The following is a 26,217-nucleotide window of genomic DNA, read 5'->3' on the forward strand; positions in this document are numbered from 1 at the left end:
AGAGACATCGAGGGGCCGACAACCGAATAGCAGGAGGAGAACCCCCATGAGCATGATCGAGCGAATCCGTAGCCGCCGCGACGCCAGCCGCCGCGCCCGCGCCATCGAGCGGGCCCTGCGCTCCGCCAACTCGCCGGCGGTCCGTGACGAGATCCTCGTCATCGCCCAGCGTCACATGCACTGACGCCACACGACGTTCATCACCTCCTCCAGATCGACGCCCCGCCCGGGCACCCCGGGCGGGGCGTCGGCGTTCCACCGGCCATTGACACCGGGATACCGCCCCGCCGCAGCGCCCGGTACGGTGGGGCACGGTCGTCGTCCACGGCCGAGAGTGGTCGAGGCGATAGAAGCACCTCGACACCGATCGACGACGGACGGTGACGACTGACGCTCCCCGGGAGCCCATCGGCGGCCACCGGTATACGGTGCGGGGAGCCGGCACGGCCGGTACGCCGGCACCGCCGGCTGCCCTGCCGAGACCATCGGCGACGGCGGCCGACATGTGATGGAGGAGGCGTACACATGACGTCCGAGGGCCCGCACCGCCCCGGCCAGGAGCCGGACGAGGTGCCGCCGGGCGGCGGACCGGCGCCATACGGCGACCGATCGGCTCAGCCGGACGGCGGGTACACCGCAACCGCCCCCGACCTCGGCTGGGCTCCCCCACCGCCCGCGCGACCCGACGCACCCGCACCCTCCTGGGCGAACCAGCAGGGTGCCCAGTGGGGCAGCGCGCAGGCGACCCGACAGGCGGACGCCCCGCCCCCCGGCAACTGGGACCAGTCTCCTGCGCAGCAGTGGCCGGGCCAGGCCGACCAGGCCCCACCGGCCTGGGCGACGCCCGCCGCGCAGTCCACTCCGGACCAGCCCGCCTGGGCCACCGGCGGACAGCAGAACCCGGCCTGGGGCACCCCCACCACATCGGACGCTCCGCAGCAGCCGGAGTGGACGCCCCACCAGCCCACGTCCGGGCAGCCCGACTGGGCCACCGCGCAACCGACCTCCGGTCAGCCGACGTCCGGCCCGACCAACGGCTGGGGTGGCGGTCAGCAGCCGGAGTGGGCCACCGCACCACGAGACGACGATCACACCCCCGGCTGGGCCGCCACGGCGTCCCCGCCCGAGCCGGCCCAGCCCGAGTGGGCGCCGGCTGACCCGCCGGCACCGGTACGCGCCGAGCCGCCGGCACGGGCCACCGCGCAGGTGCCGCCGCCCCCGGCACCGCACCAGCCCGGCGTCGACGAGCCGGGCCGACCCGGCGCGTGGCAGCCCGAGCAGCAGGACCAGCCCGCCTGGACCACCGGCCAGCAGCGCGAGCCCGCCCCCGGCTGGCCCGGCGACCAGCAGGCCGAGAGTTGGCAGCAGAGCGGTGACCGCCCGCCGCAGCCCGACTGGGCCACCCCGCAGCCGGACGCACCGGCCGACTGGGCGAGCGCCCGTGCGGCAGCCGAGGAGCGGCCGCAGTGGTCGACGCCGTCCCAGGAGCAGTCCGCCCCGGCGTGGGCCCCGTCCGAGCCCGCCACCGGATCGGCCCGACCCGCCGACGCCGGTCCGCCCCCGACCTGGGCGCCCGGCGGAGAGCCGCTGCCCTCGCGTACCGCCGCCGACCGGCCCGGACTGACCGACGTGGAGCCGTGGGCGCCCGGTGAGGCGTGGGGCAGCAGCGGCGCTGCGGACTCCGGTCGGGCCGACGTCGACCCCGCAGCAGGTCGGTCCGGGGACACCCCGATCTACCAGCCCGCGCCGGCCCCCGGCATCTCGCCGAGCAACAAGGTGCCGTTGCCGCCGCAGGAGCAGCGGGTGCCCGGTGCCAGCCTGGCCGCCGGGCCGCCCGCCGACTACGGCCAGCCGCCGGCGTACGGCACCGACCAGTCCGGGCCCGCCAACCACCCCGGCGACCAGCCGGGCGGCGGCATGGCCTGGGGACAGCCCGAGCCACGGCACGACGACCCGCAGGCCTCGGCCGCCCCGGTCATCCCCGCGCCCCGCACCAGCCCCGAGGCCGGCCGGGCCGTCCCGCCGACGGCCGCCGCCGGTGGGGTCTCCGCGAGCGCGTCGGTGCCGCTGGCCAGCCGGGTGACGCCGCCCGCCGACCACTCGGCACATCCCGCCGGGCCGCCCGCTGCGCAGTCGCGGGTGTACGGCCGCCCCGCCCGCCCCGAGTCAGGCGAGTCGACTCCGGAGCGGGACGAGCCGCCGGTACCCCGGTTCGACCAGAGCCCGGAGCCGCACTTCACCGACCGCGAGCCGCCGGCCGGCGGGCCGGGCGTCTACTCCGGGTCGGCTGCTCCCGGCTCCCCGGTGGCACCGCCGGCCTTCCCGGCCGGGATGCCTTCCTTCGCCGACTCGCCGCCGACCAACCGCCCGGTCAACGGCACCAAGCCGCACCCCGAGCCTGAGCGTCCCGCCGACCCGTTCGGCGGCCCGCACGGCGGTGACGGCTTCGGGGGCCCGCCGGGTGGCGACGGCTTCGGAGGCCCGCCCGGCGGCGACCGCTTCGGCGGGCACCCCGGTGGCGACCCGTTCGGCGGTCCGGGTGCCGCCCCCTCCTTCGGTGGCGCACCCGGTGACCGCTTCGGTGGCCCCGGCAACGACCCCTTCGGCGCTCCGCCCAGCAACGACCCGTTCGGCGCTCCGCCCGGCGGTGACCGCTTCGGGGCTCCGGGTGGTGAGCCCTTCGGTGGGCCGTCCGAGCGTCCGGGCGGCACCTACGGTGCCAAGCGTCCCGAGCCGGGTGCCGACCACACCGCGGCATTCCCGCCGCCGGGGCAGTCGCCGCCGACGTGGGGCGCGAACGCCGGCACCGGCTCCGGGCCGTCCGATCCGGAGCAGGGTCGCTTCGACTCCTTCAAGCCGGTGGCCGAACCGGCTCCGGAGGCCCCGGCACCGAAGGTCCGCAACGGTCGGGTCCTCGCCGCGGTGCTGGTCGCCGCAGTGCTCATCCTGGCCATCCCGCTCGGTCTGCTGCTGCTCCTGGGCAAGATCGGTGGATCGAGCGAGGCAGGTGCCTTCGACCCGGCGGTCGGTTCCTGCGTCAAGCGGTCCGGCAACAGCGCGGTGTCCGCCAACTGCGACGAGACCGACGCCTTCACCGTGGTGTCCAAGGTCGAGACCCGGGACAGCTGCCCCGACCCGGCGATGCCGCTGGTGGAGCTCCGGGGCGTCTCGTCGAACCCGTTCCTCTGCCTGAAGCCGGCAACCGAGAGCTGATCACGTCACACCGAGGGCGGGGCACGGTCACCGTGTCCCGCCCTCGGTGTTCGTACCCGCAGCGCACGGGCACCGAGGTCCGGCCGGTCGGCGCCCGCCGGTAGGGCACGATGGGGTGCATGAGTGCACGCGTACGGGCACCCGAGCTCCGGGGTCGGGCCTGGTTGAACACCGGTGGCAAGGACCTGCGTCTGGCGGATCTGCGGGGTCGCATCACCGTCCTGGACTTCTGGACCTTCTGCTGCATCAACTGCCTGCACGTGCTCGACGAGCTGCGGCCGCTCGAAGAGAAGTACGCCGATGTCCTCGTCGTGATCGGCGTGCACTCGCCCAAGTTCGAGCACGAGAAGGACCCCGACGCCCTGGCCGCCGCCGTCGAGCGGTACGGCGTGCACCACCCGGTGCTCGACGACCCCGAGCTGGACATGTGGCAGCAGTACGCGGCCCGTGCCTGGCCGACCCTCGCCGTGGTCGACCCGGAGGGGTACGTGGTGGCCACCATGGCCGGCGAGGGTCACGCCGAGGGGCTGGCCCGGCTGATCGACGAGCTGATCACCACCCACGAGGCCAAGGGCACCCTGCGCCGGGGCGACGGCCCGTACGTGCCGCCGGCCGAGCCACAGACGACGCTGCGCTTCCCCGGCAAGGCGGTGGCCCTGCCCGGCGGTGGTCTGCTGGTGTCGGACTCGGCCCGGCACCGGGTGGTCGAACTGGCCGACGACGGCGAGACGGTGGTCCGCACCATCGGCACCGGCAGCCGGGGCCGGGGCGACGGACCGGCCGAGGCCGCCACCTTCTCCGAGCCGCAGGGCCTGTGCCTGCTGCCCGAGCACGCCGCCGAGATCGCCGGTTACGACCTGGTGGTCGCCGACACCGTCAATCACCTGCTGCGCGGCGTACGGCTGGCCACCGGCGAGGTGGTCACCGTGGCCGGCACCGGCCGTCAGTGGCGTTCCACGGTCGACGACCACGCGCACGACGCACTCTCGATCGACCTCTCCTCCCCCTGGGACCTCGCCTGGTACGACGACCGCATCGTCATCGCGATGGCCGGCATCCACCAGCTCTGGTGGTTCGACCCGATCAAGCGCACCGCGGGGATGTACGCCGGCACCACCGTGGAGGCGCTGCGGGACGGGCCGCTGGACGAGGCGTGGCTGGCCCAGCCGTCCGGGCTCTCGGTCTCCGCCGACGGCACCCGCCTCTGGGTGGCCGACAGCGAGACCAGCGCCGTCCGGTACGTCGAGAACGGCGTCCTGCGTACCGCCGTGGGTCAGGGGTTGTTCGACTTCGGTCACGTGGACGGGCCGGCGGCGCAGGCGCTGCTCCAGCACCCGCTCGGCGTCTGCGCGCTGCCCGACGGGTCGGTGCTGATCGCGGACACCTACAACGGCGCGGTACGCCGCTACGACCCCGCGACCGAGCGGGTCTCCACGGTCGCCACCGAACTCGGCGAACCGAGCGACCTGGTGCTCACGCCCGACGGCGCGGTGCTGGTGGTGGAGTCGTCCGCGCACCGGATCACCCGGTTGGCTCCCGGTGCGCTCTCGGCGGCCGGCGCGGACACCGTCGACGGCCCCCGGCACCGCACCGAGCGCAAGCCGACCGACCTGGCCGCCGGGGAGGTCGTGCTGGACGTCGTCTTCACTCCCGCGCCGGGGCAGAAGCTGGACGAGACGTACGGCCCGTCGACCCGCCTGGTGGTCTCCGCGTCGCCGCCGGAGCTGCTGTCGGAGGGGGCGGGCACCGGCACCGACCTGTCCCGCCGACTGGTGATCGACGGTTCGGTGACCGACGGCGTGCTCCAGGTGACCGCCCAGGCGGCCACCTGTGACGCGGACATCGAGCACGCGGCCTGTCACCTGACCCGGCAGGACTGGGGAGTGCCGGTACGCGTGGTCGCCGACGGCGGGACCCGCCTCCCGCTGGTGCTGCGTGGCATGGACGTCGGCTGAAAGTGAAAGGAGGGGTCCCCTGCTAACGCCTGCGGTATAGCAGGGGACCCCTCCTAACAAAACCTCTCAGCTGAACGCGGTCGGCGTCACTCCGGCGTCGATCAGGGCGGCGCGGACGAGTTCCGCGGCGGCCACCGCACCGGGGCTGTCGCCGTGCAGGCAGATCGACTCGACGACACACGGGATCACGCTCCCGTCGACGGCCGTCACCGCCCGCTCGGTGGCCATCCGCACCGCCCGGTTCGCCACCTCCTGAGGGTCGCTTACCAGCGCGTCGGGCGAGGTACGCGGCACCAGCCGACCGTTGGGCAGATAGTTGCGGTCGGCGAACCCCTCGGCCACCACGCGCATCCCGGCACCCTGGGCGAGCTGGGCCAGCACCGAACCGGGCGGGCAGAGCAGCGGCAGGTCCCGGTCGAAGTCGTCGACCGCCGCGACGATCGCCGCCGCCGGCATCTCCTCGCACGCCGCCGCGTGATAGAGCGCCCCGTGCGGTTTGAGGTAGCGGACCCGGGTGCGGTACGCCCGGCAGAACGCGTTGAGCGCGCCGAGCTGATAGAGCACCTCGTCCCGCAGCTCGGCGAACTCGTACGCGATGGCCCGCCGGCCGAATCCGGCGAGGTCCCGGTAGCCGACCTGCGCACCGATCGCCACCCCCCGCTGCGCCGCGGTGGCACAGACCCGACGCATCGTGGGCGCGTCCCCGGCGTGAAAGCCGCAGGCGACGTTGGCGGAGGTGATCAAATCGAGCAGGGCCTCGTCGTCGCCGAGCGGCCAGATACCGAATCCCTCACCGAGGTCAGCGTTCAGGTCCATGAAATCTGACCGTAGTGCCTGGACGGGCCTGCGCGAGCGGGGTCACGTCGTCCACCACCGCGATGACCGGATAGCCGCCGGTGGTGGGATGGTCGGCGAGGAAGACCAGCGGTTGGCCGTCCGCCGGCACCTGCACCGCGCCGAGAACGATGCCCTCACTGGGCAGCTCACCGGCCACCGCGCGGGGCAGCGGCGCGCCGGAAAGCCGCGCACCGACCCGGTTACTCAACGGACTCGCCTGGTACGCCGTGCCGAGCAGCCGGTCCAGCGCGGCCGGAGTGAACCAGTCCTGCCGTGGACCGAGCCGCACCGTCAGGTGCACCTCCGCCGGGAACGGCGGCGGCACGGTGAGGTCGACGGGCGCGGGCGGACCGGGCACGACACCGAGCGGCAGCAGATCGCCGTCGCGCAGCGGTGCCGGTCCGAGCCCGGCGAGTGTGTCCGTGGACCGGCTGCCCAGCACCGGGTCCACCGCGATGCCCCCGGCCACCGCCAGCCAGCAGCGCAGACCCCGTCGGGCGGGACCTATCCGGAGCACCGTCCCGCCCGGTACGGCCAGCGGGCGACCGGTGTCGCCGGGCCGCGTACCGATCCACACGTCGGCCTCGGCACCCACCACCGCGACCGTGGCGGCCCGGTTCATCCGCAGGTCGCAGCCGGTCAGGGTGATCTCCAGTCCGGCCGCCGACTCCGGATTGCCGACCAGGCGGTTGGCCAGCCGCAACGCCGCCGGGTCGAGCGCACCGGCACGCGGCACCCCGAGATGCGCCCAGCCGACGCGTCCCTGGTCCTGCACCGTGGTCAACGCCCCAGCCCGCAGCACCTCGACGGTCGCCGCCCCGGCGCGCTGCAGACCACGGGCCGTTCCGCCGGTCACGCCGGCACCAGCCGGACGCGGGTACCGGGCGTGAGCAGCGCGGGCGGCTCCGCCGTCACGTCGAACAGGGTCAGCCCGGTCCGTCCGACCAGCAGCCAGCCGCCGGGCGAGGCGGTCGGATAGATCCCGGCGTACGGCCCGGCCAGCCCGACCGAACCGGCCGGCACCCGGGGACGGGGGGTGGCCAGCCGGGGCACCGCCAGTTCGGCGGGCAACCCGGTCAGGTACCCGAAGCCGGGCGCGAAGCCGCAGAACGCCACCCGGAACTCGGTATCCCGCAGCCGACGCACCACCGCCGGTACGTCCACCCGCCAGAGTTCGGCGACTCGCGGCAGATCCTCCCCGTCGAAGCTGACCGGCACCTCGACCAGCCCTCCACCACCGCCCCACCCCGCCCCTTCCCCCGTCCACTTCCCTGTCCCGGCCCCCACCGAGACCCCCAACGCCGCAGCCTCCATCGCGGGCCCCTGCTCCGTCGCGGGCTCAGGCTCCGTCGCGTGCCCACCGCGTCGATCATGGAGTTGTGGTCGCGAATTTATCCCGTTGTGTAGCTCTTTGTCGCAGCCACAACTCCATGATCGACGGGGCGAAGGCGGGCAGTCCGCGCCGGGCGCGGGGTCGGGCGCGGGCGCGAGGTTGGGCGCGAGTCGGAGAGTGGGGGTCCAGTCGGCTATGCGGATGGCGGCTGCCGCCAGGTCCGGCACGCCGTCGAGCAGGACGGTCGTGGCGGCCGGGACGATCTCGTCGGCGACCAGGTCACCCTCCTCGCGGCGACGCCACAGCTCGGCTCGCCACGCCTCGACCAGCCCGGCGACCGTCCCGCTACCGGTCGGTGAGCCGCCCGCCGGGGAGCCCTCCGCCGGGGAACTGTTGCCGGCATCGCTGCTCGGGGCCGGGCTGACGTCGGGTCGGGGTGTCGGCGGTGGGGTGAGGTCGAGCAGGAGGGCGTACGCGCCGACCGGTCTGATCCGCATGTCGCCATCCTGGCCGACGGTCGCCCACCGGTGCGTCGACTGCTGGTCGGACGGCGTGACGCGTTGCACTACCCGAAGGTAACCTACGGTGTCGTAACCTGATTCCGTGACCACCTCAGCACGGCCCCGGCTCAAGCCGGTCGACATCGGGAAACCCCGGATGCGCGGCTGGCTGCACACGTACGCGTTCTTCGTCGCACTGATCTGCGGCATCGTGCTCTGCTCGATCGCCGCCGCCCGCCCCGGCTGGACACCCCTGATCAGCACCGCCGTCTACAGCCTCACCATCTGCGGCCTCTTCGGCACCAGCGCGCTCTATCACCGTCGAGTGTGGTCGACACGCGGGTACCAGGTGATGCGCCGGATGGACCACTCGATGATCTTCTTGTTCATCGCCGGTACGTACACACCGTTCTGCGTCCTGTTGCTGGAGACCCGCGCCGCCGTGATCATGCTCTCGCTGGTCTGGGGCGGGGCCCTGGGCGGGGTGGCGCTGAAGCTGATCTGGCCGCACGCGTCACGATGGCTCTCCGCTCCGCTCTATCTGGCACTCGGCTGGGTGTCCGTGGGAATGCTCCCGGACATCCTGCGCCACGGCGGGGTCACCGCCCTGGTGCTGCTCGCCGTGGGCGGTGGCATCTACACCGTCGGCGCGGTCTTCTACGCGCTGCGCCGGCCGAACCCGTGGCCCACGGTCTTCGGTCATCACGAGTTCTTTCACGCCTGCACGCTGGTCGCGGCGATCTGCCACCACATCGCGATCTACTTCGCGCTGTTCGCCTGAGCGGACGCGGGCGGTACGACGGACGCGGCTGGCACGACGAACGCGGACAGCGGAGCGGACGCGGGTGGCACGACAACCGGGGTGGCGGATCGTTCCCGCCACCCCGGTTGCGTCTCGGAGGGGTCAGACCATCGGGTCGGGTCGGCGCACCTCGCGGTACTCCTGCACCACGCGGTTGTCCTGCACGGGAACGGCGCGCTCGGCGACCACCCGCTCCTCGCGCACGGGAGCGACGACCGGACGACGCCGCGAGTTCCAGAAGTAGAGGGTGACGAGCAGCCCGGCCACACCGGCGAGCATCAGCACCCAGCCGACGACGCTCAGGTTGAGCCAACCGAGGTCCGCCTCCACGGCGAACGCGAAGATCGCGCCCAGCGCGATCAGGAAGATACTGCCACCGATGCCCATGTCGTCGTCTCCTCGGCTCGAAGCTGCATTCCACTCCGCCGCGGCCATGGATGAGGTTGCGGCATCGAGGGACATACCCCGGCACGGAGATCGCCAATCGGGCAAGCTGGTGGCATGACGGACGCCTCGGGACAGCCACGCACGCTCGTGCTGCTACGGCACGCCAAGGCCGAACAGCCCACGGCGGACGGCCCGGACATCGAGCGGCCGCTGAGTGCGCGAGGACGTGCCGACGCGGCGGCCGCTGGCTTCTGGCTCGCCCGGCACGGGCTGCTGCCGGAGTTGGTGATCTGCTCCGCCGCGCTACGGACGCGGCAGACCTGGCACCACGTCGAGATGGGCATGACCGGATCGCCGCCGGAGGGCGGACCGGCCGGACCGTTCCCGATCGTCCGCTACGAACCGGACGCGTACGAGGCACACCCGGAGGACCTGCTGACATTGCTGCGCCGGGTCGAGCCGGCTATCGGCACGGTCCTGCTGATCGCCCACAACCCGGGTATCTCGCTGCTGTCCGAATCGCTCGATCCGCAGGGCGCCGACCCGGACGGGCTGCGCACCAGTGACCTGGTGCGGCACCGGCCGACGGTGCCCTGGGCGGAGTTGGGACGCGGTACGGCCCCGATCGACGTCCGACACACCGCACGCGGCTGACCGGGCCGGTGCGACACCGGCCCCATCACTACCGAGGGTGCCGCCGACGGTCCGGATCAGCGCGGCGACACCACCCGGAGCAGATCAGCTCGGCGACATCGACGGTGGCGGCGCGGTCGGCGGCGGACGGATCAGCTCGGCGGCGCGGTCGGCGGTGGCGGATCGGGAGGCGGCGGCATCATCGCGGTCGGATGGGAGAGCCGGTTCTCCTCCACGATCAGGGTCCGGGCCCGCTTGCGGCGGTCCTGCCAGAACCAGAGCGTGGTGAGCAGTACGGTCAGCCCGGCCAGGATGAAGACCCAGCCGACCGCCCGCAGGTCGACCCACCAGACGTTGGCCCTGATGGCGAACGTCAGGATCGCGCCGATCGCGATCAGGAAGATTCCACTACCAATGCCCATGTGCGCGGCACTCCCCCGTGCGGTTGCTCTGGGCGTACTCGGACTGGTGAGCGACGGTTACCCGTCCGGCGCGGGGTTACCCGCGCCGTCGACCGGCGAACACGACCCGACACACGGCGCGGTGGTCCGGTGATCCCGGCCCGTTCCGAAGCGTCCGGTATACGAGGTGGGTGGAGTTGTTGTCGCTCTGGCGACAACAACTCCACCCACCCTCCCTGGCAAGTCCATCGAAACCCATGCCGCCCACCGAACATGTGGGGGCTTTATCCGCTATGACCAAGTCATCGGCCCGGGACACCTGACACCGCGAAGGGCCTCCACCGCGAAAGGCAACAGCCGGTGGGGCGTGTGCCCCACCGGCTGCACCAGACAGCGCGGACGTCACCGCGCGGTGTCGACCAGGCCGATCAGAACGCCTCCTCCGGGATGTCCATGATGTCCAGGTCGGTGCCCTCGACGATGCGCCGGTCGGCACCGACGCGGGGCAGCACCTCGCGGGCGAAGAACCGGGCGGCGGCCACCTTGCCGGTGTAGAACGCCTTGTCGGTCGCAGAGACCTCGCCGGCCAGCGCCTTCAGCGCCACGTCCGCCTGCTTCTGCAGCAGCCAGCCGACCACCACGTCGCCGAGCGCCAGCAGGAACCGGCGGCTGCTCAGCCCCACCTTGTAGAGGGACCGGGCGTCGCCGCCCTGCGCCTCGCCCAGCCAGCCGGTCATCACACCGATCATGTTCTGGATCTCGGCGAGCGCCTTGCCGAGCGCCTGCCGCTCCTCCTTGAGCTGACCGTTGCCGGCCTCGGTGGTGATGAACTCCTGGATCTCCCCGGCGACCGCCATCAGCGCCTTGCCGTTGTCCCGGACGATCTTTCGGAAGATCAGGTCGAGGCTCTGGATGGCGGTGGTGCCCTCGTACAGGGTGTCGATCTTGGCGTCCCGGACGTACTGCTCCAGTGGGTAGTCCTGGAGGAAGCCGGAGCCACCGAAGGTCTGCAACGACTCGTGCCCGAGCATCTCGTACGCCCGCTCCGAGCCGACGCCCTTGACCAGCGGCAGCAGCAGGTCGTTGACCCGCTTCGCCAGCTTGGTGGCCTTCTCGTCACCGGCCGCCTCGGCGAGGGCGATCTTGTCCTGCCAGGAGGCGGTGTAGAGCACCAGGGCGCGCAGACCCTCGGCGTACGACTTCTGCAGCAGCAGCGACCGGCGGACGTCCGGGTGATGGGTGATGGTGACGCGGGGAGCGCTCTTGTCGGTCTGCTGGACCAGGTCGGCGCCCTGCACCCGGTTCTTGGCGTACTCCAGGGCGTTCAGGTAGCCGGTGGAGAGGGTGGCGATCGCCTTGGTGCCGACCAGCATCCGGGCGTACTCGATGATCATGAACATCTGCCGGATACCGTCGTGCTTCTCGCCCAGCAGCCAGCCCTTGGCCGGTACGCCGTGCTCGCCGAAGGTCAGCTCGCAGGTGTTGGAGACCTTGAGGCCCATCTTGTGCTCGACGTTGGTGGCGAAGACGCCGTTACGCTCGCCCAACTCGCCGCTGTCCTCGTCGAAGAAATAGTTCGGCACCACGAACAGCGACAGACCCTTGGTGCCGGGGCCACCCACGCCCTCCACGCCGACCGGACGGGCCAGGACGTAGTGGACGATGTTGTCGCTCAGGTCGTGCTCACCGGAGGTGATGAAGCGCTTGACGCCCTCGATGTGCCACGAGCCGTCCGGCTGGGGGATCGCCCGCGCGCGACCGGCGCCCACGTCCGAGCCGGCGTCCGGCTCGGTGAGCACCATGGTGGAGCCCCACTGACGGTCGATGAAGAGCTTGGCCCACTTCTTCTGCTGCTCGGTGCCCTCGACGTGCAGCACGTGCGCGAAGGACGGGCCGGAGGCGTACATCCAGACCGGGGCGTTCGAGCCGAGCACCAGCTCGGCGAGCGCCCACCACAGCGCCCGGGGGGCGTTGGTGCCGCCCAGCTCCGGGGGGAGGTCCAGCCGCCAGAACTCGGAGTCCATGAACGCCTGGTACGACTTCTTGAACGACTCCGGCAGCGGCGCGGTGTGGCTGGCCGGGTCGAAGACCGGCGGGTTGCGGTCACCGTCGGTGTAGCTGGCGGCAAGGTCTTCGCGGGCCAGGCGGTCCATCTCGGCGAGGAAGCTCCGCGCCGTGTCGACGTCGAGCTCGGAGTACGGCTCCTGGCCGAACGACCGGTCCGCCCCGAACACCTCGAACAGGTTGAACTCGAGGTCCCGAAGGTTGCTCTTGTAGTGGGTCATGTCGCTGGCCCCGCTTCCGGACGTGTTACCGATCAGTAACCACAGACTCTATTACTGACGGGTAGGCAGCGACAACCCACATACCTAAGTGACAGGGATTACACACTTGCCGTTCAGGTTCCGGTCAGCCGCCACCGACCGGTTTCCGGGTCAGCTCGGGTCAGCCCTCGGCCGCCCCGACCTCCCAGCTCGGCACCGCGGCAGTCGCCCCACCCGGCGAGCCCGTGTACTCCATCAGGACCAGCGCGATGTCGTCGTCCAGCCGGCCGTGCACCCACTCCACCAGGGCGGTCTCCAACGAGGCCAGACCGTCGCCGACCGTGCCGTGCCCGAGCAGCCGCCAGGCCCGGTCGGCGGTGGGGAAGAACTCGCCGTCCCGACGGGCCTCGCCGAGCCCGTCGGTGAACAGCAGCAGGCGGTCACCAGGCTCCAGTCGCTCCACGCGAGGCCGGACCACCGGCATGAAGCCCAGCGGCGGTGCCGGCGCGGGCGGTTCGAGCGGGATCACCGCGCCCCGGCGCAGCAGCAGCGGTGCCGGATGTCCACAGTTGACGATGGTGAGCGTGCCGCCCCGCTCCTCCACCAACGCGGCGGTGACGAAGTCCTCGTCGCCCACGCTGCGGGCGACCGCCCGGTCCAGGTCCGCGACCACCCCGCGCAGATCCGACCGCTCGTACGCCACGTGCCGGTAGGAGCCCAGCACGATGCTGGCCAGCCGGACCGCCTCCAGGCCCTTGCCGCGTACGTCACCGATGATCATGCGTACGCCGTACGGGGTGTCGATCGCCTCGTAGAGGTCGCCGCCGATCTCCGCCTTGGCCGTGGAGGAGATGTACCGTCCGGCCACCGCGAGCGTGCCCACCCGGGGACCGAGCGGACGCAGTACCGCCTGCTGGGCCACCGCGGCGAGCTTGGACAACTCGGCGATCTGCTCGGCCTGTCGTTGACGTACCGCCGCCACCGCCGCCGCGATCCCGGTGCCCAGCGCGATGCCCGCCACCGCGACCGCGGTGGAGAGCGAGACGTTCTCCTCGGCCAACGCGAACGAGGCGCCGAGCACGGAGGCGGCGGCACCGACGCCGAGCACGATCCGCCAGGACGCCAGCGCGGCGGCCAGGAACGGAGCGGCCACCATCAGCGCGATGTAGTTCGCCGACCGTCCGTCGGCCAGCTCCACGACGGAGACGAGCGCGAGCAGGACAAGGGCCGCGCCGAGGCCGGCGCGGGATCCGGGACTCAGCCGGCCACGGCCCGGCTGGAGGAGTTGCGTACGTACACCCGACAGCATGCCCGATGGACGTGAACGAAAAAATGAACCTGACCCGTCGGACGAGAATGATCTGGCCGCGAGGATCATCCCGCGCGCCGATCGCCGCCCGGACGCGCTCAGCCCAGCACCTCGTAGCGCACCTGGATGTGACCGAGATCGTGCGAGGCGATCTCGCCGAACGCGGCACGGGACAGGTCCAGGCAGCGCCCCTCGATGAACGGTCCACGGTCGTTGATGCGTACGGTGATCGACTTGCCGTTGGCGGGGTTCGTCACGCGTACCCGGGTGTCGAACGGCAGGGTCTTGTGCGCGGCGGTCATCGCCTCCGGGTTGAACGTCTCGCCGTTGGCGGTCATCTGGCCCTGCCAATAGAAGGAGGCGCCGCACGAGCCGGTGTCCACCACCGGGCGGGCGGTCGTCTTCGTGGCCGTCGGCTTCGGCGTCGGGCTGGCCGTACGCGTCTTGCTCCGCGACGGCGCCTGCGTGGTCCGGACCGGCGTCGGGCTCGCCGTGGCGCTCGGCGAGGCGCTGGCGCTCGGGCTCGGGCTGGCACTCGGCGATGCGCTCGGCGAGCCGGTCGCCGGGTCGGTGGCGTCCGGGATGGTCGGCAGGTCGATCGCGGTCGGGCGGGCCGGCTCCGAGTCACCGGCAAGGCGCACCGCACCGACCGTCCCGCCGACGGCGAGCGCGACGGCCAGCACCGCCGTGGCCGTCAACCCGGCCGGCGAGGTGATCCTGCGGGTACGGGAGTGCCTACCAGTCACCGGCCCGGTCCTTTCCTTGGCAGATCAAATCGGGTCGGACCATAACGAGAGAAGCACATCCGACGTCAACGTGATCATGATGGTATGACCGTAATTGCGGCGATACGTGAAGCCGATCATCCGATCCGAGGTGGGCCAGCCGGCCCCCGCAGCCGTGAGCTGCCGCTGACCCGCAGCCCGTGGGGCTGCGTCGTCGGCCCGCCCGCGATGGGCTGCCACCGGCACCGCCACGGGCTCTCGCTGCCTGCGCAGGATCGGCGTGCCGCAGGATGAGGGAATGTCCGCCGAGTTGAGAGCCCGTCTGGTCGAGCTGTTCCGTTGGATCGACCCCGGTCCCGGGGCGAGCCACCTGGTCAGCGACGTCTCCGGCTGGTGGCGCGACCCCGACGTACTCGCCGCTCTCGGTCCCGCGCTCGTCGCGCCGTTCCGGGCCGCCCGACCCACCGTGGTCATCTCCCCGGCCGTCACCGGCTTCCTGCTCGGCCCGCTGGCCGCCACCGCGCTCGGCGTCGGGTTCGTGCCGGCACACAAGCCCGGTGACGGCCGACTGCCCGCCGGGCCGCTCACCTGGGCGCAGAGCCCACCTGACTTCCGGGGCCGGCAGGTCGACCTGGCCGTCCGGGACCGGCACCTCGGCCCCGGCGACCGGGTGCTGGTCGTGGACGACTGGGTGGCGACCGCCGCCCAGGTCCGCGCGCTCTACGACATCTGCGCTGCCCGGGGTGCCGAGGCGCTCGGCACCTGCGCGGTGGTGGTCGACTGCGCTCCGGCGCTGGGCGCCGAACTCCGCATAAGCGGCCTGCTCACCAGCGCCGACTTGTGAAAGGAAGGGCACCTTATTAACGCCTCGTGCATAGCAGGGGTCCCCTGCTAACAACCGAACCCCGCCGCGCCGCCGCCGGGAGCCGGCACCGGAAGCCGGCCCGAGCGGGTCAGCGGACGAAGTCCTCCACCACCGTGCAGACCTTGCCAAGCACCTCGGCGGACCGGGCCAACGGCCCCGGCACCATCAGCGCGTGGTCGGCGGCCGTGATCTCCAGTACGTGCGGGGTCAACCGGCGAGCGATCCCGCCGTCCCAGGACGAGTCGGCCGTACCTCCCACCAGCAGGAACGGGGCAGTCGACCGGCGCAGCGCGTCGACCACCTCGCTCCGGTGCAGCAGCGGCGTCAGCCAGACGGCGGGCAGCCGCCGCTCGACGGCCAGCGGCGCGGCCAGCGAGCCGAGCGACTTGCCGACCAGCAGGTCGGTGCGCTCGGTCAGCGTCGGTGCGACCTCGTCGCAGACCCACCGGCCGATGGTGTTGGGATCGAAGTCCTCCGGCACCTGCCAGGCGATGCCGTGCAGCCCGAAACCGAGTCGACGCAGCGCCTCGCCGAGATAGAGGAAGAGCGGATACCGGGTGTCGTAGCCGCGTCCGGGAATGAGCACCGCGCGTCGGTCCGCCATCGACATCTCCTCGTTCGTCGGGCATCGACCGTACCGCTCCCACGCGGACTCTCCACCCGTCGAGAACCCACCGGAACCCGTCGCCCCGGCCGGTAACCTCGCGTCATGTGGCCACGCGTCGGCGGACTACGCACCCTCGCCCTCGGCACGCCCGGCGAGCTTCGCGCGAGGCTCAACACCCTGGTCCTGGGCGGGGTGAAGACCGCCACCGCCGGCTTGCTCACCGAGTACGCCGAGGAGCGCGAAGACCTGGAGCACGTCGGCGAACGACTGGTCGTGGTCGACGACCAGGACTCCCTGGTGGCCGTGGTCCAGGTGACCGGTGTCGAGGTGACCCGCTTCGCCGAGGTGACCTGGGACTTCGCCCGTTCCGAGGGGGAGGGCGACCGCTCGATCGAGGAGTGGCGGGCCGGGCACGCCGCCTACTGGGCCCGGCTCGGCACGCCGGTCACCGACGACACCGAGATCGTCTGCGTACGCTTCCGGCTGGTCAGCCGAGGCGACGAGGGCGCGTACGGGACGTAGGACGCCTCAGCCGCGCAGCTCGGGCAGCAGTCGGGTGGCCACGTCGACAAGCACCGCCTCGTCGCCCGCGTACCAACTGCTCTCCCGGGGCCAGTGCGTGATCACGTCGGTGAAGCCCAGCTCCGCCGCGCGGCCCACCTGGTCGGCGAAGAACTGCGCGCTGCTCAGCGAGAAGACCGGTGCCGAGTCCAGCGAGAGGTAACGGCCCAGGCTGGCCGGGTCACGCCCGTCGGCGGCGAGTCGGGCGTCCATCCGGGCCGCCAGCTCGGCCACGCCGTCCCACCACTCGCCCAGGTCGTCGACGTCCGGTCCGGTGGTCACCCAGCCCTGCCCGAACCTGCTGACCAGCCGCATCGACCGGGGACCGTTGGCGGCCATCACGAACGGCACCCGAGGCGTCTGTACGCAGCCCGGGTTGTTCCGCGCGTCCACCGCCGCGAACCACTCGCCCCGCCAGGTCGTACCGTCGGTGCGCAGGATCGCGTCGAGCAGCTCGGTGAACTCGGCGAACCGGTCCACCCGCTGTCGCGGCGGCAGCGTCTCGCCACCGAGCACCGCAGAGTCGAAGCCGATGCCACCCGCGCCGAGCCCGAGCAGCACCCGCCCGTCGGACACGTCGTCGAGCGAGGTCACCTGCCGGGCGAAGGCCGCCGGATGCCGGAAGTTCGGCGACGCCACGAGCGTGCCGAGCCGGATCCGCGAGGTCACCGTCGCGGCGGCGGTCAGCGTACCCATCGAGTCGAACCACGGACCGTCCACCAGATCCCGCCAACCCAGGTGGTCGTACGTCCAGGCGTGGTCGAAGCCCCACTCCTCCGCCTGCTGCCACCGGTGGCGGGCCACCGACCACCGCTGGTCGGGCAGGATCACGATGCCGAATCTCATGATCGCCAGAGTACGGCGACCGACCTGCGGCCTCAGCCGAGCCGGTCGAGCGTGTGAGCTCAGCCGAGCCGGGCGAGGAAGTCCAGCGTGCGACCGATCAGCAGCTCAGCGGCCGGCTCGTCGTAGTCGACGCTGCTCGCATCGGCGAAAAGGTGCCCGGCACCGGGGTAGACGTACAGCTCGGCGCCGTCGATATCCGCCGCCATCGCCCGCATAGCCGGCACCTCCGCCCACTCGTCGTCGGCCATCGCGTGCATCTGCACCGGCGTGCCGGCCGGCCACGGACTGTCGAACTCCTCCGGAGGCACCGCACCGTAGAGCAGCAGCGCGCCCAGGGCACCCGGACGCGTCTGGGTGAGCGACTGCGCGGGCAGGTTCCCGAGCGAACAGCCCGCATAGACGAGCCGCTCGGGCAGCGCCTCGGCCGCCGCCGTCCCACGCCGGATGATCTCCCCGAACCCGATCGACTCGGCGTGCGCGACCCCCTCGTTGACCGTGCCGAAGGTGGCCCCGTCGTACAGGTCAGGGGTGTGCACGGTATGCCCGGCGGCCCGCCACCGATCGGCCAGCGCCAGGAACCCGGGTGTCTGCCCCTGAGCATGGTGAAACAGCAGAATTTCGACCATGCGCCCACCGTAAGACCGCCGTCCGACAAGAACCGGGAGGTACGCCTACTCGTCCGTGACAGGCTCGTCCAACCAGCGGAATCCGGCCTCGTCGTCCTCGACGCCCAACAGGAACTCGGCGACCCGGCTGCCATCCGGGCGGGCCAGGGTCAGGGCAGCCCCGATCTCGTCGTCGATCCGCATCATGGCCTCGTCGTCGTCCGCGTCGAGAGCGGCGTTCCGCGCCACGAAGAGCGGACGGAAATGCTCGAACCCCGGCAGCGGACGGAGCCGCCCGTACGTCCACGGGAAGTCACGGCTCCGCACCTCGATCGCGGCCACCACCTCGTCCCGGTGACACAGCCGCCAGATCTCGCCATCAGTCATGGACGGCAGCGTAGAAGTCCGCCACATCCCATGATCATCACTGCTCTCCCGGCCCGACGTCGCGCATCAGGCCTCGATCTCCACATAGTTCGCCAGGTCCGCCTCGATGCCGGCCGCCGTGAAGAAGGCCGCCGGCTCGAACCCCTCCGCGCGATGCGCCGCCTGCAGGGCAGCACGGGCCGAGGGCAGATCCTCCGCAGACGACCACCGCACGATGGTGACGGCGTTGAAGCGCCCCGGGCCGGAGTGCTTTTCCAGCAGGGCATCGTCGAGAAATCCCGGCTGATCCCGCAGAATCGCGTGGGTTCGCCGTACGTGTCGCCAGAACTCCGCACGCGCGGGTTCCGGGACGTCGAACTTGTCCACTCGGTAGACGACGGTCATGCCGCCCTCCTTCGTGCCGGAAATCGGTCAGACCGAGGCTAGAACCTCAACCCGACTTGAGATCAACAGCTCGGAGCGACAACCCCCACCGCAATGAAATGCTCACGCTGGTTCTGTCTCCCAGTTCTCACACCCGGACATGCCGGACGGGCCCAGCCCGCTTGCAGGTCGCCTTGCCGTGTCGCTGGCCCTCCGCGCGTTTGAGTGAGGGTGGTGTCGGTGCTGACCGTGCGACAATGAGTGGCGGTGTGTGGTCAAGGAGGTGAGTCGTGATGTCGAGCAATGCGGAGCGGATGCCCGAGTGGCCGACCGCTGAGCATGTGCCGGTGGAGGAGTTGGCCCGTCGTCAAGGTGTGCGGCCGGTCGCCTCCGTTGACGACCTGGCTCGGCCGGACCTGTTCGAGTCCGACGACGAGCTGGACGAATTCCTGGCCGACCTGTACGCCTCTCGGCGGGCCAGCGCGGCGTGAGCCCGGTCGTCCTGGACACCGACGTGGCGTCGGCGATCCTGAGAGGCCGGCTGCATGACCGGCTTCGTGCCCGGTTGGCGGGTAAGACCCTGTGCGTCACGTTCGTCACGCTCGGGGAATTGACCAAGTGGACCGCGCTGCGGAGCTGGGGGCCGCGCAAGCTGGCCGACCTCGCACAGTGGCGATCCGGCGTGGTGGTGCTGCCCTTCGATGAGTCGGTGGCGACGACCTGGGGGCATCTCCAGGCGCGGGCGCAGCATCGGGGGCGCCCCCGCCCGACGAATGACTCCTGGATCGCGGCCTGCTGCCTGGTCGACCGGCTGCCGCTGGCGACCTTCAACAGCAAGGACTACGCCGACTTCGCCGAGTACGACGGGCTACGGCTGTTCGACGTCTCGTAGCTCCACCGCTCCTGGCCTGACAGGGCCGAAGAAGATCCGTTGACGATCGAAGGTGCTGCCAGCTCGACAACCCTTCGGGCGGCCTGGAGTGATCTGAATCGGCCAGGCGTAATGGACACTAATGGCCCGACCAGCGTGAGAGGAGGGGGCACCTGCTACGGCGCAAGCCACCTAAGATCCGGTGACGCTGGAAGGAGGCCAGATGGAGACATGGCGTGTCCTGGGGGGCGTCGCCACGAGCCTGGCTATGAGCCTCGTAGGCGTTGCCCTGGCCACCAACTTTCGCGGCGTGACGGAGTGGCACGTGCGGCGATCGATGTCCACCGCTAGCGCGCTATGGCGAGTCCCGCCGTGGCGCTGGCTCTCAGACGTCCCGCGCGAGCAGCGTCTTGCGCGCTTCATCCTGCTGGAACGGGCGATTGGCGTAGCTTTCGCTGCGGTTGGTCTCATGATCTTGCTTGTTCTCGGCTACAGCATCTTGAGCGGCCAGCCGATGCGCATGATGACGTAGGCTGCTTCATCTCAGCCGCCGGCCAGGTCGTTCAGCACTCCGGCTATCGCACCCGTGCTGGCTTTTAAGACCAAACCGACCAAGCGCTGACCAGCCAGTATGTAGCGCCTTCAGTCGCCTATCCGGCCGATTAGCACCCTTGCAACCTCGCCCATGCTGGTGACCACCGCTTCCGCCCCAGCCAGACGGAGTGTTTCGACCTTCGCAGGCCGGTTCGCATAGCCGATCACCGGCGCCCCTGCTGCTTGCGCCCCCTCAATGTCCGAGATGGAGTCTCCGACCAGCACACACCGGATCAGCGGTTTGCCGAGTGCGCATGCGGCTCGCAGGATCGGCTCCGGGTTGGGCTTCATACGATCTGGGTCGGCGTACGCCCGACCGACCACCAGCGACACGTGTGCCGCTAGCCGGTGTGCTGCGAGGTAGGCGCTCACCGCATTAGCTGAGTTGTTGCTAACCACCGCTACCGGCATTCCGGCATGCCGGGCCGCGACGATGACCTCCCGTCCGTACGGGGTGGGTTCGGCAGTCTCAATGGCTCGGCGTTCGGCCGCGCTAAGTGCGTCTTCTATGGCCCGCGTGACGCCATCGTCGCAAGCCGCTCCGGTGCGGCGTAGCACTTCGAGCGGGTCTGGCTCGCTAGCGAGTTGCGTCGACACGTCGAACCCGTGCCGCCGCAGTACATCGACCAACTCGGCGGCAACCTGGGGTGCGGGGTATCCGGCGAAGATGCTGCACACTGGGCCGTCGAAGTCGAGTAGCAGTGCGTCGACGTCACCGAGCAGTCGGCCGAGGTCGGCGTTCATGCGTCGTACCGGTAGGCGATCGTCGACCACACCGAGTCGAACCACTGGCGGGAGGCTTCCACGAACTGTGTGCCGTGGGAGGTGTCGTCGTCGGTTACGGCGTAGTGGAACAGGGGCACGTCCTTGCCCATCAGGTCGTAGATGGCCGTCGACTCGCCCTTGATCGACACGGTGCGTTCGGTGACGGGATAAAAGCCGTAGAAGACCTCTTCGTTGTTGAGGATGTAGAGCTTGAACTGCGGGGATGCCCGGTGTAGCCGCACCTCGACGGTGGCCGACCGGATCAGGCCGAGGTCGCCCAGCTCGGTGACCTGATCGATGATCGCGTCTACTGCTCGGCAGGTGATTCGCTCGGCGCGTTCGCGTACCGCTGGGTCGTCGGTCTGTGTCTCGACCCGCGTGGGCAGTGCCATCGGTGCGGTCATGTCGGAGATCAGGACGCGCACGGCGATGGTCTCGGGCGCGAGTCGACCGACGCGCACCTTGTCGAGGGTCTCGGCGAGCGCGTCGCGCAGTGTCTCGCCGGAGAATCCGGCGAAGTCGATGGTGACGTGGGGCCGCTCGAACGCGGCTTCGACGTGCGGGCGTAGTTCCACGGCCCGCTGCGTCTGCGCTCGGACGAACACACCGCTGCCCTGACGGGACACGATCAGCCGCTCGGCCCGGAGCAGGTCCAAGGCTCGCTTGACCGTCTCTCGGGCCACGCCGTAGCGGGCGGCCAGCTCGGGTTGCGACGGCAGCCTGTCGCCCGGCGCGAGTCGACGCGTGAGGATGGCAGCCCGCAGCTTGTTCGCGATCTGCTGGGATGCCTGTTTCGGGTCGTCGGGATCAAGCTGACCGAGGAAGTCAGGACTCTCGCTCACCACAACACTCTAACGCTGGCTAGCCAGGCCAGAAAAGTTTACCGCAGGGCCCTGACTTGGCTAGTCAAGCAAATCTACGGTCGATTCAGGTCCTCAATGCTTGCCCAGCTTCCCCTATGGATCGACGCGCGACCGCCCTTACGAGGACTTCGGACGCGCAAAGCGAAGGCCCCGACGGGATTGCGGCCCGCCGAGGCCAGACGCATCGCCCTCGCGAAAGGAACACGATGCTTCTTCACCCTAGCGACCGAGTCGCCAGCAGACGCACGCCGGCGCAGGACACCCACACTCCCGCCCGCATCGCGGCACCGGCTATCCCTTCATCGCTGACAGCAGCCCGCCTGACCCGCCTGTCGAATGGTCAACTCGCTGTCGCCATCCACGCCGCCGGTATCCCGCCGGACGTGACCACTCTGTCGATCGGCGAGATCGGGGAACTCGCGACGACCGGCATCCGTCGCCTCGGCCGGACGGAGGTCCGCCGCATCAACGACGAGACACGGGCGGCGAACACCTCCTACTGCGCGAAGATCCGCCGCGACGCCTTGGCCGACGTCCGCGTCGAGCTGGCCACCATCAACCGGATCTGGGGCTCACGTAGACGGGAGCAACGCGCTGTCGACCTCGCCTATCGACTGCTCTGCGCCCTGACTCGCAGCGGGCACAGCACGCCCAGCAAGCGGTCGGCATGAATGAAGCCCAGGTCGGGAGCGCATCCTGACCTGGGCTTCACGGTGGAGCGGGTGACGGGAATCGAACCCGCACTGTCAGCTTGGGAAGCTGATGTTCTGCCATTGAACTACACCCGCAAGCGGCACCACTGTACCTGAGCCGCCGCCCCGGTGCACCCAGCCACCCCCGCCGACCACCCCGCCCGGCCCGCCTCCGCACGCTCCGCAAGAAGTTGCAAGCCGGCAACACATAGCCATTCTCAAATTTGTCTATGCGTTGTAACGTCTGGCCCACGTTTCCCGCACGGCGCGACACAACCCCCAGTCGCGTCGCCAGAAAGAGGTGGGCTTATGGGACTCCGTCCCGTCCTGCTGAACCGGCGGATCGCCGGCATCGCATCGACGTCGCTGGCGGTGGCGCTCGGTGTGGCCACGGTCGGTCTGCTCCCGGCGGCCACCACGGCCGCCATTCCGACGGCTGCCGCCGTCTCCGCCGACGAGGTGTGCGAGGACCCGACGGGCACTGCGGCCCGGGTCCGGGGCGACGCGGTCGTCAAGCACGACCCGAACGAGTTGACCATGGCTCAACTGCACCAGCGGGAGTCGGAGTTCGCCGACCTGTTGCAGGAGCGGGCCAAGCGGGTCGGCCAGCGTACGCTCAGCGCCCAGGCCGCTGCGGCCTCGGTCACGATTCCGGTCGTGGTGCACGTGATCCGCAAGGACACCACCCGGGCCGGCGGGAACATCCCCGACTCGATGATCCAGTCGCAGATCAGCGTGTTGAACCAGTCGTTCGCCGGTGCGACCGGCGGTGCCGCCACCGCCTTCGCATTCCAGTTGCAGAGCATCAACCGGGTCACCAACACGTCGTGGTATCCGATCCGGCAGGGTTCCACGGCCGAGCGGCAGATGAAGACCCAGCTCCGCCAGGGCACCAAGGGCACGCTCAACATCTATCTGGGTGCGCTGAGCAACGGCCTGCTCGGCTGGGCGACCTTCCCGCAGACCACGCTGAACGTGATGGACGGCGTGGTCGTGCTCAGCGAGTCGTTGCCGGGTGGCACCGCCACCAACTACAACCAGGGTGACACCGGCACCCACGAGGTCGGCCACTGGCTGAACCTGTACCACACGTTCCAGGGCGGCTGCTCGGGCAGCGGCGACCAGGTCTCGGACACTCCGGCGGAGGCGTCGGCGGCCTACCAGTGCCCGACCGGTCGGGACACCTGCTCCACCACGGGGCTGGACCCGATCACCAACTTCATGGACTACACCTACGACACCTGCATGTACCAGTTCACCCCGGGCCAGGCGACCCGGATGATCAACGCGTGGAACACCTACCGCGCGTAGCGCGGGAGTCGTCGGCGCGTACCTCCGGTGCCGGTCCCGTCGTCAGGCGGGGCCGGCACCGGTCGGTTCAGGCGGCGCGGACATGTCGGGCCGCGCGGGTCCGGTGGGGCGTGGGCCGGGCGGCCTGCGGGGTGGCGCCGGCCGGGTCGAGCCAGACCTGCACGGCCGGCTCACCGACCAGCCCGCCGGTGGCGGCGCGCTCGTGCCGGGCGAGCATCGCCACGTCGACGGTGAACTCGAACAGACGCCAGTCGGCGTGCGGGGCGGCGCGGGCCGCGAGCGCCAACCGGGCCACCGTGGCGTCGTCGGTGACGGGTCGGGCCCGGCCGGCGACGTACGCCTCGTCGTCGCTCTCCTCCGCCGGGAACGAGTGGAGCGCGTAACGCCCGTCGCGTTCCAGGTCGCGCCGCTTCGGTGAGTCGATCACGAAGCAGAACAGACCGTCGTCGGTGATCACCGGGGAGACCGGGTGCACCCGGGGCCCGCCGTCGGCGCGGACCGTGGCCAGATAGCCGAAGCCCGGGCCGTACTGCTGCATGAGAAGACGGATCCCGTCGGCGAGTCGGGGCTCGTCGACGGCGAAATCGGACCAGGAAGCCATGCCGACATCCTATCGAACATACGTTCTAAGCAGGTAGTCCGACACGCAGGTCACGACTACCGGCCGCTAAGGTGTGGCGATGCTGCTCTCCGACCGTGACCTGGTCTCCGAGATCAAGGCCGGCACCCTGGCGCTGGAGCCCTTCGAGCCCACCCTGGTGCAGCCGTCCAGCATCGACGTCCGCCTGGACAAGCTGTTCCGGGTGTTCAACAACCACCTGTACACACACATCGACCCGGCCACCCAGCAGGACGATCTCACCTCGCCGGTGGAGGTGCCCGACGGCGAGCCGTTCGTGCTGCACCCGGGCGAGTTCGTGCTCGCCTCCACGCTTGAGGTGATCTCGCTCGGCGACCAGCTCGCCGGCCGGCTCGAAGGCAAGTCCAGCCTCGGTCGCCTCGGCCTGCTGACGCACTCCACCGCCGGCTTCATCGACCCCGGCTTCTCCGGTCACGTGACGCTGGAACTGTCCAACGTGGCCAACCTGCCGATCATGCTCTGGCCCGGCATGAAGATCGGCCAGCTCTGCATCTTCCGGCTCTCGTCGCCCGCCGAGCACCCGTACGGCTCGCTCGTCTACGGCTCGCGCTACCAGGGGCAGCGCGGCCCGACGCCGAGCCGCGCCTGGCAGAACTGGCGCACCTGGCCGACCCGCTGACCACCGGCGGGCCCGCGCCGCGCGGACGCGGGCCCGTGGTCGTCCGCCCGGCGACTCAGCCGGGCCGACCGAAACTGTGGATCGGACTGGTGTCCATCCGCTTCATCGCGATCGGCTTGCCCGCACGGGAGGCGTGCACCACCCAGCCGCCACCGACGTACATCCCCACGTGGTGCAGGTCGCGGAAATAGAAGACCAGGTCACCCGGGCGCAGGTCGCCGCGACCGACCGAGGCGGTGACCTGCCGCTGCCGCGCCGCGTTGTGCGGCAGCGCCACTCCAGCCCGCGCCCACGCGGCCAGCATCAAACCCGAGCAGTCGTACGCGTGCGGCCCCTCGGCCCCCCACGAGTACGGCTTGCCGATCTGGGCGCACGCGAAGGTGACCGCCTCACCGGCCGGGCCACCCGGATAGGTGGCCGGACAGGGCGCTGGCCGCAACGGACCACCACCCCCGTCGTCGTGCGCTCGCAGCCGCAACCGTTGCAGCCGCTCGATCTCGGTGTCGATCTGCCGCCGCTTCCCGGCCAGGTCAGCCTCGGTGCGGGTCAGCTCGGCGATGGTGCGGTCCAGTCCGGCTCGGGCGGCGGCGAGTTCGTCCCGCAGCTCACGCGCCTGGCGTACATCCTCCTGCTGGAAGCGTGCGTACCGGTCGAGCACGCCGAGCTGGGCGATGACCTCGCCCGGCGACCGGCTACCCAGCAGCGTGTTCACGGCGCGGACCGGCTCGCCGCGGTACGCCCGCGCGGCCAGCGCACCGACCCGCTTCATCGCCTCGTCCACCTGCTGCTGCAACGGGGCGATGCGAGCGGTCAGGGCGTCCGCCTCGCGGCGGGTGCCAGCCAGGTCCTGCCGGGTCGCGTTGTGTCGTTCGATGACGGCTTCGAGCCGATTCCAGTCCTCGTCGATCTGGCGCTCGATGTCGTCGACCGTGGGGTCGGCGTGGGCCGCCGTCGCGCCGCCGGTCAGCAGAACGGCGGTCGCGGCGAGTGCGGCGAGTGCGGTGGTGCAGCGGTACCAGCGGAATCGCGGCGCATCCGTCGTCGGGCCGGGCTTCGCCGACCGGTACGACGGAGGCCGCGGGGCATGGTGTGCCACCGGGCTGCGTACTCCTTCTTCCCAGACCGCCTACCGGGTTAGCTGACGGGTTCGGGCGGGAAGGGGGCGCCCTACCGCGACATCGCGGACTCACCCCGGGAACCTGGGTCCCCGGCTCGCTCGTACAGCGACTCGGCGGTGTCGGACCGTCACCGCCCCGGGTGGGCGGTCGT

The 26,217-nt window shown here is 71.1% G+C and carries 30 protein-coding genes, 1 tRNA gene and 1 riboswitch; of the genes, 13 read left to right on the forward strand and 18 right to left on the reverse strand.

The genetic code is table 11. The annotated features are described in order from the left end of the window. Window positions 1–46: 46 nt before the first annotated feature. The 3 genes from ACZ31C_RS03735 to ACZ31C_RS03745 all read left to right on the forward strand — a co-directional run bounded on the left by ACZ31C_RS03735 (window position 47) and on the right by ACZ31C_RS03745 (window position 5,168). The gene (locus ACZ31C_RS03735; protein WP_162854370.1) at window positions 47–184 is read left to right on the forward strand and encodes a hypothetical protein; all 138 of its coding nucleotides are present in this window, start codon (window positions 47–49) and stop codon (window positions 182–184) included. Window positions 185–525: 341 nt separating this feature from the next. Then, a complete protein-coding gene (locus ACZ31C_RS03740; protein ID WP_465794041.1) occupies window positions 526–3,213 on the forward strand; it encodes a DNA polymerase III subunit gamma/tau domain-containing protein in 2,688 nt (895 codons plus the stop codon). A gap of 119 nt (window positions 3,214–3,332) precedes the next feature. Continuing rightward, on the forward strand, window positions 3,333–5,168 hold the full coding sequence (locus ACZ31C_RS03745; protein ID WP_465794042.1) for an NHL domain-containing thioredoxin family protein: 1,836 nt from the start codon (window positions 3,333–3,335) through the stop codon (window positions 5,166–5,168). 66 nt (window positions 5,169–5,234) lie between these two features. Here ACZ31C_RS03745 and ACZ31C_RS03750 read toward each other — a convergent pair whose 3' ends face one another. From ACZ31C_RS03750 to ACZ31C_RS03760, 3 genes are read right to left on the reverse strand one after another with little or no spacing between them, the layout of a single operon-like run. Beyond that, window positions 5,235–5,984 carry a LamB/YcsF family protein gene (locus tag ACZ31C_RS03750; RefSeq protein ID WP_465794043.1) on the reverse strand — a complete coding sequence of 250 codons (750 nt, stop codon included), beginning with the start codon at window positions 5,982–5,984 and terminating at the stop codon, window positions 5,235–5,237. Next, window positions 5,968–6,861: a 5-oxoprolinase subunit C family protein gene (locus tag ACZ31C_RS03755; protein WP_465794044.1), complete on the reverse strand. Its 894-nt coding sequence runs from the start codon at window positions 6,859–6,861 to the stop codon at window positions 5,968–5,970. The genes ACZ31C_RS03750 and ACZ31C_RS03755 overlap by 17 nt, the downstream gene beginning before the upstream one ends. Next, the gene (locus tag ACZ31C_RS03760) at window positions 6,858–7,835 is read right to left on the reverse strand and encodes a 5-oxoprolinase subunit B family protein (RefSeq protein ID WP_465794045.1); all 978 of its coding nucleotides are present in this window, start codon (window positions 7,833–7,835) and stop codon (window positions 6,858–6,860) included. The genes ACZ31C_RS03755 and ACZ31C_RS03760 overlap by 4 nt, the downstream gene beginning before the upstream one ends. 106 nt (window positions 7,836–7,941) lie before the next feature. On the opposite strand from ACZ31C_RS03760, the gene trhA reads away from it, so the two are divergent. Beyond that, the gene (gene trhA, locus ACZ31C_RS03765) at window positions 7,942–8,619 is read left to right on the forward strand and encodes a PAQR family membrane homeostasis protein TrhA (protein ID WP_465794046.1); all 678 of its coding nucleotides are present in this window, start codon (window positions 7,942–7,944) and stop codon (window positions 8,617–8,619) included. Window positions 8,620–8,742: 123 nt separating this feature from the next. Here the strand turns inward: trhA and ACZ31C_RS03770 are convergent, their stop codons facing one another. Then, the gene (locus tag ACZ31C_RS03770) at window positions 8,743–9,027 is read right to left on the reverse strand and encodes a DUF6458 family protein (RefSeq protein WP_131051719.1); all 285 of its coding nucleotides are present in this window, start codon (window positions 9,025–9,027) and stop codon (window positions 8,743–8,745) included. Between the two features lie 114 nt (window positions 9,028–9,141). Between ACZ31C_RS03770 and ACZ31C_RS03775 the strand changes: the two genes are divergently transcribed. Beyond that, window positions 9,142–9,681: a SixA phosphatase family protein gene (locus tag ACZ31C_RS03775; RefSeq protein WP_396744017.1), complete on the forward strand. Its 540-nt coding sequence runs from the start codon at window positions 9,142–9,144 to the stop codon at window positions 9,679–9,681. Between the two features lie 131 nt (window positions 9,682–9,812). Here ACZ31C_RS03775 and ACZ31C_RS03780 read toward each other — a convergent pair whose 3' ends face one another. From ACZ31C_RS03780 to ACZ31C_RS03795, 4 genes are all read right to left on the reverse strand, one after another. Then, window positions 9,813–10,082, reverse strand: a complete 270-nt coding sequence (locus ACZ31C_RS03780) for a DUF6458 family protein (protein ID WP_221086904.1) — start codon at window positions 10,080–10,082, stop codon at window positions 9,813–9,815. A gap of 407 nt (window positions 10,083–10,489) precedes the next feature. Continuing rightward, a complete protein-coding gene (locus ACZ31C_RS03785; protein ID WP_396744014.1) occupies window positions 10,490–12,346 on the reverse strand; it encodes an acyl-CoA dehydrogenase in 1,857 nt (618 codons plus the stop codon). Between the two features lie 160 nt (window positions 12,347–12,506). Further along, window positions 12,507–13,634, reverse strand: a complete 1,128-nt coding sequence (locus ACZ31C_RS03790; RefSeq protein WP_465794047.1) for a PP2C family protein-serine/threonine phosphatase — start codon at window positions 13,632–13,634, stop codon at window positions 12,507–12,509. Between the two features lie 98 nt (window positions 13,635–13,732). Beyond that, window positions 13,733–14,380: a septal ring lytic transglycosylase RlpA family protein gene (locus ACZ31C_RS03795; RefSeq protein WP_465794048.1), complete on the reverse strand. Its 648-nt coding sequence runs from the start codon at window positions 14,378–14,380 to the stop codon at window positions 13,733–13,735. Window positions 14,381–14,657: 277 nt separating this feature from the next. Here ACZ31C_RS03795 and ACZ31C_RS03800 point away from each other — a divergent pair, with 277 nt between their 5' ends. Next, window positions 14,658–15,203, forward strand: coding sequence for a phosphoribosyltransferase (locus ACZ31C_RS03800; protein ID WP_465794049.1), 546 nt, complete (start codon window positions 14,658–14,660; stop codon window positions 15,201–15,203). A 109-nt stretch (window positions 15,204–15,312) separates the two neighbouring features. Here ACZ31C_RS03800 and ACZ31C_RS03805 read toward each other — a convergent pair whose 3' ends face one another. Then, window positions 15,313–15,828, reverse strand: a complete 516-nt coding sequence (locus tag ACZ31C_RS03805; protein WP_465794050.1) for an alpha/beta fold hydrolase — start codon at window positions 15,826–15,828, stop codon at window positions 15,313–15,315. Window positions 15,829–15,933: 105 nt separating this feature from the next. Between ACZ31C_RS03805 and ACZ31C_RS03810 the strand changes: the two genes are divergently transcribed. Continuing rightward, entirely contained in the window at window positions 15,934–16,353 is a 420-nt protein-coding gene (locus ACZ31C_RS03810; RefSeq protein WP_465794051.1) for an ASCH domain-containing protein, read from the forward strand. Window positions 16,354–16,359: 6 nt separating this feature from the next. Here ACZ31C_RS03810 and ACZ31C_RS03815 read toward each other — a convergent pair whose 3' ends face one another. The 4 genes from ACZ31C_RS03815 to ACZ31C_RS03830 all read right to left on the reverse strand — a co-directional run bounded on the left by ACZ31C_RS03815 (window position 16,360) and on the right by ACZ31C_RS03830 (window position 18,614). Then, a complete protein-coding gene (locus tag ACZ31C_RS03815; RefSeq protein ID WP_465794052.1) occupies window positions 16,360–17,238 on the reverse strand; it encodes an LLM class flavin-dependent oxidoreductase in 879 nt (292 codons plus the stop codon). A 59-nt stretch (window positions 17,239–17,297) separates the two neighbouring features. After that, window positions 17,298–17,864 (reverse strand): dienelactone hydrolase family protein, encoded by a 567-nt coding sequence (locus ACZ31C_RS03820; RefSeq protein WP_465794053.1) that lies wholly within the window; start codon window positions 17,862–17,864, stop codon window positions 17,298–17,300. 45 nt (window positions 17,865–17,909) lie between these two features. After that, window positions 17,910–18,230, reverse strand: coding sequence for a hypothetical protein (locus ACZ31C_RS03825; protein ID WP_465794054.1), 321 nt, complete (start codon window positions 18,228–18,230; stop codon window positions 17,910–17,912). Window positions 18,231–18,296: 66 nt separating this feature from the next. Then, window positions 18,297–18,614 (reverse strand): antibiotic biosynthesis monooxygenase family protein, encoded by a 318-nt coding sequence (locus ACZ31C_RS03830; protein WP_465794055.1) that lies wholly within the window; start codon window positions 18,612–18,614, stop codon window positions 18,297–18,299. Between the two features lie 272 nt (window positions 18,615–18,886). Between ACZ31C_RS03830 and ACZ31C_RS03835 the strand changes: the two genes are divergently transcribed. From ACZ31C_RS03835 to ACZ31C_RS03845, 3 genes are all read left to right on the forward strand, one after another. Then, window positions 18,887–19,084 (forward strand): hypothetical protein, encoded by a 198-nt coding sequence (locus tag ACZ31C_RS03835; RefSeq protein ID WP_117227978.1) that lies wholly within the window; start codon window positions 18,887–18,889, stop codon window positions 19,082–19,084. Then, window positions 19,081–19,485, forward strand: a complete 405-nt coding sequence (locus tag ACZ31C_RS03840; RefSeq protein ID WP_357214483.1) for a type II toxin-antitoxin system VapC family toxin — start codon at window positions 19,081–19,083, stop codon at window positions 19,483–19,485. Before ACZ31C_RS03835 ends, ACZ31C_RS03840 begins: the two co-directional genes overlap by 4 nt. Before the next feature lie 202 nt (window positions 19,486–19,687). Then, a complete protein-coding gene (locus ACZ31C_RS03845; RefSeq protein ID WP_465794056.1) occupies window positions 19,688–19,996 on the forward strand; it encodes a hypothetical protein in 309 nt (102 codons plus the stop codon). Window positions 19,997–20,106: 110 nt separating this feature from the next. On the opposite strand, the gene ACZ31C_RS03850 is transcribed toward ACZ31C_RS03845, so the two are convergent. Together ACZ31C_RS03850 and ACZ31C_RS03855 are read right to left on the reverse strand one after the other, a co-directional pair. Next, window positions 20,107–20,802, reverse strand: coding sequence for an HAD family hydrolase (locus ACZ31C_RS03850; protein WP_465794057.1), 696 nt, complete (start codon window positions 20,800–20,802; stop codon window positions 20,107–20,109). Continuing rightward, window positions 20,799–21,665 (reverse strand): GntR family transcriptional regulator, encoded by an 867-nt coding sequence (locus ACZ31C_RS03855; protein WP_465794058.1) that lies wholly within the window; start codon window positions 21,663–21,665, stop codon window positions 20,799–20,801. The genes ACZ31C_RS03850 and ACZ31C_RS03855 overlap by 4 nt, the downstream gene beginning before the upstream one ends. 404 nt (window positions 21,666–22,069) lie before the next feature. On the opposite strand from ACZ31C_RS03855, the gene ACZ31C_RS03860 reads away from it, so the two are divergent. After that, window positions 22,070–22,357 carry a hypothetical protein gene (locus ACZ31C_RS03860; RefSeq protein ID WP_465794059.1) on the forward strand — a complete coding sequence of 96 codons (288 nt, stop codon included), beginning with the start codon at window positions 22,070–22,072 and terminating at the stop codon, window positions 22,355–22,357. Window positions 22,358–22,400: 43 nt separating this feature from the next. Here ACZ31C_RS03860 and ACZ31C_RS03865 read toward each other — a convergent pair. Then, window positions 22,401–22,474: transfer RNA gene (locus tag ACZ31C_RS03865), tRNA-Gly, on the reverse strand. Between the two features lie 213 nt (window positions 22,475–22,687). Here ACZ31C_RS03865 and ACZ31C_RS03870 point away from each other — a divergent pair. Beyond that, entirely contained in the window at window positions 22,688–23,689 is a 1,002-nt protein-coding gene (locus tag ACZ31C_RS03870; RefSeq protein WP_396743980.1) for a zinc metalloprotease, read from the forward strand. A 67-nt stretch (window positions 23,690–23,756) separates the two neighbouring features. Here the strand turns inward: ACZ31C_RS03870 and ACZ31C_RS03875 are convergent, their stop codons facing one another. Then, window positions 23,757–24,290: a pyridoxamine 5'-phosphate oxidase family protein gene (locus tag ACZ31C_RS03875; RefSeq protein WP_131051699.1), complete on the reverse strand. Its 534-nt coding sequence runs from the start codon at window positions 24,288–24,290 to the stop codon at window positions 23,757–23,759. A gap of 79 nt (window positions 24,291–24,369) precedes the next feature. Between ACZ31C_RS03875 and dcd the strand changes: the two genes are divergently transcribed. Next, window positions 24,370–24,948 carry a dCTP deaminase gene (gene dcd / locus ACZ31C_RS03880; RefSeq protein ID WP_350697664.1) on the forward strand — a complete coding sequence of 193 codons (579 nt, stop codon included), beginning with the start codon at window positions 24,370–24,372 and terminating at the stop codon, window positions 24,946–24,948. A gap of 55 nt (window positions 24,949–25,003) precedes the next feature. On the opposite strand, the gene ACZ31C_RS03885 is transcribed toward dcd, so the two are convergent. Then, a complete protein-coding gene (locus tag ACZ31C_RS03885) occupies window positions 25,004–26,044 on the reverse strand; it encodes an NlpC/P60 family protein (RefSeq protein WP_465794060.1) in 1,041 nt (346 codons plus the stop codon). A 12-nt stretch (window positions 26,045–26,056) separates the two neighbouring features. Beyond that, a riboswitch (cyclic di-AMP (ydaO/yuaA leader) is annotated at window positions 26,057–26,192 on the reverse strand. Window positions 26,193–26,217: the final 25 nt, after the last annotated feature.

The organism is Micromonospora sp. NPDC023869 (genome assembly GCF_055559695.1).